The organism is Streptomyces sp. NPDC059564 (assembly GCF_042735575.1).
Lineage (GTDB): Bacteria > Actinomycetota > Actinomycetes > Streptomycetales > Streptomycetaceae > Streptomyces.
Map to the genome: position 1 here is coordinate 1 of NZ_JBHWBP010000348.1, position 8,103 is coordinate 8,103.

Sequence of the window (8,103 nt, forward strand, 5' to 3'; positions counted from 1 at the left end):
ACGGCGACCTTGCCGCCGATCAGGACGTCGGTGGCGCGGTTGATGCCGTCGATCAGGGAGTGGCGGCAGCCGTACTTGTTGTCGAACTTCGACTTCGTCACGGCGTCGTTCACGTTGATCGCCGGGAAGAGCAGCGTGCCCTCGGCCATCATCTCGTACAGGCGGTGGACACCGGTGGTGGTCTCCTCCGTCACGCCGCGGATCTCGGACGCGAGCTGCGTCCACTTCTGCGGGGCCTCACCGAGGGTGCGGTTGAGGAGCGTGAGGATGTGGGCGTACTCCTCGGAGTCCGCGGTGGACGGGTCCGGGGCCGCGCCGGCCTTCTCGAACTCGACGCCCTTGTGGACGAGGAGGGTGGCGTCGCCACCGTCGTCGAGGATCATGTTCGGGCCGCCGGTGGGGGTGTTCGGCCAGGTCAGCGCCTGCTCCGTGCACCACCAGTACTCCTCCAGCGTCTCGCCCTTCCAGGCGAAGACGGGGACGCCCTGCGGGTTCTCCGGGGTGCCGTTCGGGCCCACCGCGATGGCGGCGGCCGCGTGGTCCTGGGTGGAGAAGATGTTGCAGGAAGCCCAGCGGACGTCGGCGCCGAGGGCGACGAGGGTCTCGATCAGGACGGCGGTCTGCACGGTCATGTGCAGGGAGCCGGTGATGCGGGCGCCCGCCAGCGGCTGCGCCTCGGCGTACTCGCGGCGGATCGACATCAGGCCCGGCATCTCGTGCTCGGCCAGGGTGATCTCCTTGCGGCCGAACGCGGCAAGGGAAAGGTCGGCGACCTTGAAGTCCATGGGTGCTGCTCCTCATGGTTCGAGAGGGTGGGTACGGCTGAGCCTCGTACCGGCCGTGCCTGGGGCAAGGGCGGTACGCCGAGCACAGTCCGTCGGGGGCCCTCTCTCCCCTCGGCCGGTCACGAGGACCGCCCGACCGCCATCAGCAGCGACGCCTGACACTGATGACGAATCTACACCGATCGGCCTAGCCGCCCCAGTCGGCCGGCCTACATGTCGCGACCCGGTTTCGGGCCCTCCGGCGGAACGGTTCGGGGCCTTTCGGACTTTTGACGCACCCCTTGCGTGGGGCAGGATGCCGGGTGGATCGGGTCGCGTGCGCGGTCCCGCAGGACCTATGGCTGAAGGAGATTCCAGTGACCAGTCCAGCCGGCCCTCCCGGTGGCGGGGGCGGGGGCGCGCCCAAGCGCCTGAAGTTCGTGGCCGTGACAGCCTGCCCGACGGGGATCGCCCACACGTACATGGCCGCGGAGAAACTCCAGCAGGCCGCGGACGAGCTCGGCGTGGACATGAAGGTGGAGACCCAGGGCTCGATCGGGGCCGAGAACGTGCTCTCTGACAACGATGTCAGAGAGGCGGACGGGGTCATCATCGCCGCCGACAAGGAGGTCGACCGCGACCGGTTCGCCGGCAAGCGGGTGCTCTCCACGGGTGTCGCCGACGGCATCCACAAGCCGAAGGAACTGATCGAGCGCGTGCAGGGCGCGCCGGTGCAGACGGGTGCGGCCGTGGCCGCGGGCGGCGGGGGCGGCGGCAAGGAGCGCAGCCTCGCGTACAAGGCGCTGATGAACGGCGTTTCGTACATGATCCCGTTCGTGGTGGTCGGCGGTCTGCTGATCGCCATCGCGCTGGCCCTGGGCGGTCACGCCACGGACAAGGGCTACGTGGTCACCCCGGGCACCTTCTGGGACCACCTCTTCCAGATCGGCGTCATCGGCTTCACCCTGATGATCCCGATCCTGTCGGGCTACATCGCGTACGCCATCGGCGACCGGCCCGCGCTCGTCCCGGGCATGATCGGCGGCTTCATCGCGAACACCGGGGCGCTCTACGACTCCGAGTCGGGCGCGGGGTTCATCGGCGCGATCGTGACGGGCTTCCTGGCCGGCTATCTGGTCCTGTGGATCAAGAAGGTCAAGGTCCCCAAGGTCGTCCAGCCGATCATGCCGATCATCGTGATCCCGATCGTCTCGACGACGGCGCTGGGCCTGTTCTTCATCTACGTCCTCGGCAAACCGATCTCGTGGGTGTTCGAGACCCTGACCAGCTGGCTGTCCGGCATGACCGGCACCAGCGCGATCCTGCTCGGCGCGATCCTCGGCCTGATGATCGCCTTCGACATGGGCGGTCCGGTCAACAAGACGGCCTTCCTCTTCGGTGCGGGGCTCATCGCCTCCGGCAACTACGCCGTCATGGGCATGTGCGCGGCGGCCATCCCGGTCATGCCGCTCGGCCAGGGCCTGGCGACGCTGATGCGCCGCAAGCTGTACTCGGAGCAGGAACGCGAGACCGGCATGGCGGCGATCTTCATGGGCATGTTCGGCATCTCGGAGGGCGCGATCCCCTTCGCGGCGGCGCGGCCGGCACAGGTCATCCCGGCGAACATGCTGGGTGGTGCGGTGGCCGGTGCCATCGCCGGTCTGGCGGGCGTGGGCGACCACGTGCCGCACGGCGGTCCGATCGTGGCGGTGCTGGGCGCCATCGACGGTGTGGTCTGGTTCCTGATCGCCATCGCGGTGGGCACGGTGGTCACGGCGCTGACGACCAACGCCCTGATCGGGCTCAAGGGGCACCGCGGGGGCGGCGCGGTCGCGCCCGCCGTCGGCCCGGTCGCGGTGCCCGAGCCGGTGCTGGCCGGGGTGGGCGCGGGTGCGGGCGCTGCGGCGGTGGTGGCGCAGGCCGCGTCCGTCTCCGCTGCCGTCGCGACCGCCCCTTCGGCCGGGCAGGAGGAGGTGCTGTCCGGGTACGTGACGGAGCGGACGGTCAAGACGGAGCTGGCCTCGGACTCCAAGGAGGCGGCGATCCGGGAAATGGCCGAGATGCTGGCCACCACCGGCAACGTCCGTGACGTCGACGAGCTGGTCCGCGTCGCCCTGGCGCGCGAGGCGCAGGGCACGACGGGGCTCGGTGAGTCGATCGCGATCCCGCACGCCAAGACCGAAGCGGTGACGCGGCCCACGGTGGGCTTCGCCCGGTCCGACGAGGGCATCGAGTGGGGTGCGCTGGACGGTACGAAGGCCCGGCTGGTCTTCATGATCTCGGTGCCGGAGGCCGCCGCGGGCGACGAGCACCTGCGGATCCTGGCGCTGTTGTCGCGCAAGCTGATGGACCCCGGTTTCCGCGGGCGCCTCCAGTCCGCGCCGGACGGGCCCGCGATCCTCGACGTGCTGCGCGAGATCCGGTAGCCCCCTGCGCACGCTCCGTCCGTCGGGTCCCGTGGCGCTCCGGTACGGGACCCGACGGCGTGCGCGCAGTGTCCGAATCGGTATGTCCGGGGATGGCACAGCGGCCCCCCGGCGGCGTTGGCGGTGTCCCAGTCGACCTACGATGCAAGGCAGGTACATCGGAAGGGACGAAATGGAACACAGGCCAGGACGCAGACGCGGGATCGCGGCGATCGTCCTGCTGGTGCTCGGAGCGGTCATCCTCGGGGGGGTGACGGTGACGAAGGCCGTGAACCCGCCCGCGCGTTACACCGAGGGCACGCAGGTCGGCTGGACCATGACGCCGACCTACACCGACGGGGAGAGCATCTACCTGGAACCGGTCGCCAAGGGGGAGCTCCGGCGGGGTGACGTCGTACTGGCTTCCGTGCCGTGGTCCCTGCAGAAGACCCAGATGAACCGGGTCGTCGCCATCGGCGGGGACACGATCCGGTACAAGCCCAGCAGCAAGGTCGCGGGCCAGTACCGGCTGGTGCTCAACGGCACGCCGCTGGACGAGCCGTACCTGGAGCAGTGGAAGCACCCGTCCATGGTGGCCTTCGACGTGACGGTGCCCAAGGGGTACGTCTTCCTGATGGCGGACAACCGGCTGAACTCGGACGGCTCGCAGTACGCCAACAACGGCCCGGTCCCGGCGGACAAGGTCGTCGCCAAGGTCGTGGCGTACCCGATGGCGAAGCTGGCCGTGTGGGGGCAGCTGGCGGGCGCGCTGGTGATCCTGCTCGGCGGTGTGCTGGCGGGCGTGGCCCGGCGGGCGCGCGGGCGGGCTCCGCTGAAGGCGGCTCCGGCTACGGCTGCTCCCGCAGTGGCCGCAGAGGCCACCAGGGTGGACAAGGAGGCGCCCGAGGCCGCTCCGGAGGCCGAGACGCCCGTGCAGAGCCCGGCGGCGCCGGCATAGCTCCCCCCGGCGCAGCAGCACGTACGACGAAGGCCCCCGCAGCTGGCTGTGGGGGCCTTTTCCGCAATGCGTGCCGATAGATGTCCGGCTCCAATTGAAGTTCTCTCCCTGCCGAAGCGGGGAGACTCCCCCCTACCTCGCGGTGGCGGGCTTGACGGGCATGCCCGTCCAGCGACGACCCTCCCGGCCGCCGGGGCAAGTGCGGGACTTGCTCAGAACCGACGCTAGCGGTTCTCGGTGCCCTGCGCGGCGGGTTCCAAGAAAATATCCGGCTCCAGGTAGATCACGCGGGCGATCGGGACGGCCGCGCGGATGCGGGCCTCGGCGGCGTTGATGGCGTTCGCCACCTCGGTCGCGGTGTCGTCGCCCTCGACGGCGATCTTGGCGGCGACGAGCAGTTCCTCGGGGCCGAGGTGCAGGGTCCGCATGTGGATCACGCGGGTGACGGTGTGCCCGTCGACGACGGCGGCCTTGATCTTCTCGACGTCCTCGGTGCCGGCGGCCTCGCCCAGGAGCAGGGACTTGGTCTCCAGGGCCAGGACGACGGCGATGACGATCAGCAGGACGCCGATGCACAGGGTGCCGATGCCGTCCCAGACGCCGTCGCCGGTGAGCAGGGCCAGGCCGACGCCCGCGAGGGCGAGGACGAGGCCGATGAGCGCGCCGAGGTCCTCCAGCAGGACCACGGGCAGCTCGGGGGCCTTGGCGCGCTTGATGAACTGGCTCCAGCTCAGGGCGCCGCGGATCTCGTTCGACTCCTTGATCGCGGTGCGGAAGGAGAAGCTCTCCGCGATGATCGCGAAGAGGAGGACGCCGACGGGCCAGTACCAGGCTTCGATCGGGTGCGGGTCGTGGATCTTCTCGTAGCCCTCGTAGATGGCGAACATGCCACCGACGGTGAAGAGCACGATGGAGACGAGGAAGGCGTAGATGTAGCGTTCCCGCCCGTACCCGAAGGGGTGTTGGGGCGTCGCCTCGCGCTGGGCCTTCTTCCCGCCGAGGAGCAGCAGGCCCTGGTTGCCGGAGTCCGCGAGCGAGTGGACGCTCTCCGCGAGCATCGACGAGGAGCCGCTGAAGAGGTACGCCACGAATTTGGCTACAGCGATGGCGAGGTTGGCGGCGAGTGCCGCCACGATCGCCCTGGTACCGCCCGACGCGCTCATGGGTGCCGATGTCCCTTCCTAGCCAGTGACTACGGCCGCACATTGTTGCAGGCGCCCGCGTGGCCGACGGTACGTCAGATGACCACAGTGGCGCGGAAGACCGTACCGGAACCGGACAGTTCGACCTTTTCGCCCGCCGGGACGAAGACGGACTCGCCCGGGGCGAGGGTCAGTTCGCCGGCTACGGGGGCGCCCGCGGTGCAGAGCAGGATCTGCGGGGTGGCGTCCGGGAGGGTCCGGGGGGCGCCGCCGGGGGCCAGGAGGAAGCGGGAGAGGCGGAACTCGTCGATGGGGGTCTCGTAGACCTCCTCGCCGTCGGCCTCGGGGCGCAGCACGTTCGGGGCGCTCGGCTGGAAGATGACGACCTTCAGCAGCTCGGGGACGTCCACGTGCTTGGGCGTGAGTCCGCAGCGCAGCACGTTGTCGGAGTTGGCCATGAGTTCGACGCCGAGGCCGTCGAGGTAGGCGTGCGGGATGCCCGCGCCGAGGAACATGGCTTCGCCGGGCTGGAGTTGCACGTGGTTGAGCAGCATCGCCGCGATCACGCCCGGGTCGCCCGGGTAGTCGTGGACGAGGGAGGCGTACGGCTGGTACGGGCCGCCGAGCCGCTCGGCGGCCGCCGCGGCCTCGGTGACGGTACGGGCCATCTCGGCGCGGTCCGCGCTGAGGACGGCGGTGAGCACCTCGCGCAGGGCCGCCTCTTCGGGGTGGGCGCGCAGCAGGTCGGCGTAGGGCTTGAGGGAGTCGACGCCGAGGCCTTCGAGCAGCTCGGCGGCCTCCAGGGGCGGGCGGAAGCCGCACAGGCCGTCGAAGGGGGTGAGTGCGCAGATCAGTTCGGGCTTGTGGTTGGCGTCCTTGTAGTTGCGGTGGCCCGCGTCGATCGGGACGCCGCGGCGCTCCTCGTCCTCGAAGCCCTCCTCGGCCTGGGCCAGGTCGGGGTGGACCTGGAGGGAGAGCGGGGCGCCGGCGGCGAGGAGCTTGAGGAGGAACGGCAGGCGGGGGCCGAACTTGGCGACGGCGGCGGAGCCGAGCTGGCCCTCGGGGTCGGCCGCGATGACGGCCGACAGGGTGGTCCCGCCCGCACCGCGGTCGAGGCGGGAGGGGGCGCCGGGGTGGGCGCCCATCCACATCTCGGCCTGGGGTTCACCGGTGGGCTCGACCCCGAGGAGGGCCGGGATCAGGGTGGTGGATCCCCAGGCGTAGGGGCGGATCGTGTTCGTCAGGCGGTCCATCGTGGTCTTCCGTCGTTCTTCCTGGATCTGTGGATCTTCGGGGCGGGCGCGGATGTGCGCCTCAGCCGTGTCCCCTGGAGGCCAGCGCCAGGTAAGCGGTGGCGAAGTCGGTCACGGCGAGGAGTTCGGCGAGCTGTTCCAGCTCGGTGCCCTCCTCGGGTTCGAGCTCGCTGATGGCCGTGTCGTGGCTGAGGGCGAGCTCGCGGGCGGCGGGGGCGGCGGAGAGTCCGCCGGTGGGCCGGTCGCGCAGCAGGACGACCCGGGCGCGCAGGGCCTGGGGTTCCTCGACGCGGTCGCGGAAGAAGTCGTCGGGGTCGGCTCCGGCGGCGAACGCCCCCGCGAGCAGCACGCCGTGCGCGGGCAGGGCCTCGGGGAGGTCGGCGGCGAGCGCGGGGCGGCCGGCCAGTTCGGCGAGGGTGGCGGCGAAGCGGCGGCCGGCGGGGCCGGCTCCGGCGCCCTCGCTCCAGATGAGGGGGAGGGAGTCGGCGAGCTCGGAGGCGAGGGTCTTGGCCGGGTTGGAGTACGTGGCGATGGCCGGGCCGCAGCGCTCGGCGGTGCGGTCGAGGCGGTCGGCGACGAGCTGGAGGGTGTCGGGGGCGGCGGTGACCAGCCCGACCTTGTCCAGCAGGACCAGCAGCGGGGTCAGCAGGGCCCACAGGGCGCCGGGGCCGGCCGCGGCGGACTCGTCGTACTCCTGGTACGGGGCCTTGGCCATCGGTACGAGGACTCCGTGCGCGCCGTCCACCGCCTCGCTCAGGGGTGAGCGTTCGGGCGCGACGGCGACGACGGCGCAGCCGCGCCGGTAGGCCTGCTCGGCGAGGACCGCGAGGCCGGGCTCGGTGCCGTCGGTGGTGGCGATGAGCAGCAGGTCCACCGGGCCCGCCCAGCCGGGGAGCGTCCAGCGCAGGGCCCCGGCGGCGTGCGCGACGCCGGTGGGGTGCAGGCGGGTGACGGGGGCGGAGGCCCCGGCGAGGGCGCCGAGGAGGTCGGCGACTCCGGTGGCCGCGGTGCCGGGGCCGGCGATCAGCACGGCGCGGGGGCGGCCGTCGGGGCGCAGGTCGGCGAGGCCGGCCTCGGTCGCGTGCCGGGCCGCGGTGCGGACCCTCGCCCCGGCTTCGGCGGCGCCGCGGAGCAGGCCGCGGCGGTCTGCACGGGCGAGATCGTCCGGTGCGTCGAGGAGTGGCTCGTCGAGCATGGCGGCCTCCGGCGGTGTTGACGGCGTCTGCGGTCTGCGTCTGCGCTGCGCGGGTCGGGCGTCGGGCGGGGTTACGCGGGGCGGCGGGCCTCGTCCACGAGGAGGACCGGGATGCCGTCGCGGACCGGGTACGCGAGGCCGCAGTCCTGGCCGGTGCAGATCAGCTCGGGTGCGGTTTCGTCTGCCGAGTTGTCCCGGAGGGGGGCGTGGCAGGCGGGGCAGGCGAGGATCTCCAGCAGGCCGGCTTCGAGCGGCATGGGGCGGTTCCCTTCGGGGATGCGGATCGCGGATCGCGGATTGGGCGTGGTCAGCGTACCGCCGAGTCACCTGCGGTGCGGCTCGGAGGGGTGGGCCGGCCCGGGCCGGGCCGCGCCGCCGCCTGTGGT

General features: G+C 71.8%; 7 protein-coding genes. 2 read left to right on the top strand and 5 right to left on the bottom strand.

Annotated elements, in window-relative coordinates:
* A partial coding sequence (locus tag ACFV0Q_RS34535) for an adenosylhomocysteinase (protein WP_385010919.1) occupies positions 1-785 on the bottom strand: 785 nt, incomplete at its 3' end.
* Between the two features lie 356 nt (positions 786-1,141).
* Between ACFV0Q_RS34535 and ACFV0Q_RS34540 the strand changes: the two genes are divergently transcribed.
* Positions 1,142-3,190, top strand: a complete 2,049-nt coding sequence (locus ACFV0Q_RS34540; protein WP_385010921.1) for a fructose-specific PTS transporter subunit EIIC — start codon at positions 1,142-1,144, stop codon at positions 3,188-3,190.
* 172 nt (positions 3,191-3,362) lie between these two features.
* Positions 3,363-4,127 carry a signal peptidase I gene (gene lepB / locus ACFV0Q_RS34545; RefSeq protein WP_385010923.1) on the top strand — a complete coding sequence of 255 codons (765 nt, stop codon included), beginning with the start codon at positions 3,363-3,365 and terminating at the stop codon, positions 4,125-4,127.
* Positions 4,128-4,351: 224 nt separating this feature from the next.
* Here lepB and ACFV0Q_RS34550 read toward each other — a convergent pair whose 3' ends face one another.
* The 4 genes from ACFV0Q_RS34550 to ACFV0Q_RS34565 form a co-directional block, all read right to left on the bottom strand.
* Positions 4,352-5,290 (bottom strand): cation diffusion facilitator family transporter, encoded by a 939-nt coding sequence (locus ACFV0Q_RS34550; RefSeq protein ID WP_385010925.1) that lies wholly within the window; start codon positions 5,288-5,290, stop codon positions 4,352-4,354.
* Between the two features lie 74 nt (positions 5,291-5,364).
* Positions 5,365-6,522: a mannose-6-phosphate isomerase, class I gene (manA, locus tag ACFV0Q_RS34555; RefSeq protein WP_385010927.1), complete on the bottom strand. Its 1,158-nt coding sequence runs from the start codon at positions 6,520-6,522 to the stop codon at positions 5,365-5,367.
* Positions 6,523-6,583: 61 nt separating this feature from the next.
* Positions 6,584-7,717: an SIS domain-containing protein gene (locus tag ACFV0Q_RS34560; protein ID WP_385010930.1), complete on the bottom strand. Its 1,134-nt coding sequence runs from the start codon at positions 7,715-7,717 to the stop codon at positions 6,584-6,586.
* Positions 7,718-7,788: 71 nt separating this feature from the next.
* Positions 7,789-7,974 (bottom strand): Trm112 family protein, encoded by a 186-nt coding sequence (locus tag ACFV0Q_RS34565; protein WP_266839393.1) that lies wholly within the window; start codon positions 7,972-7,974, stop codon positions 7,789-7,791.
* Positions 7,975-8,103 lie beyond the last annotated feature (129 nt).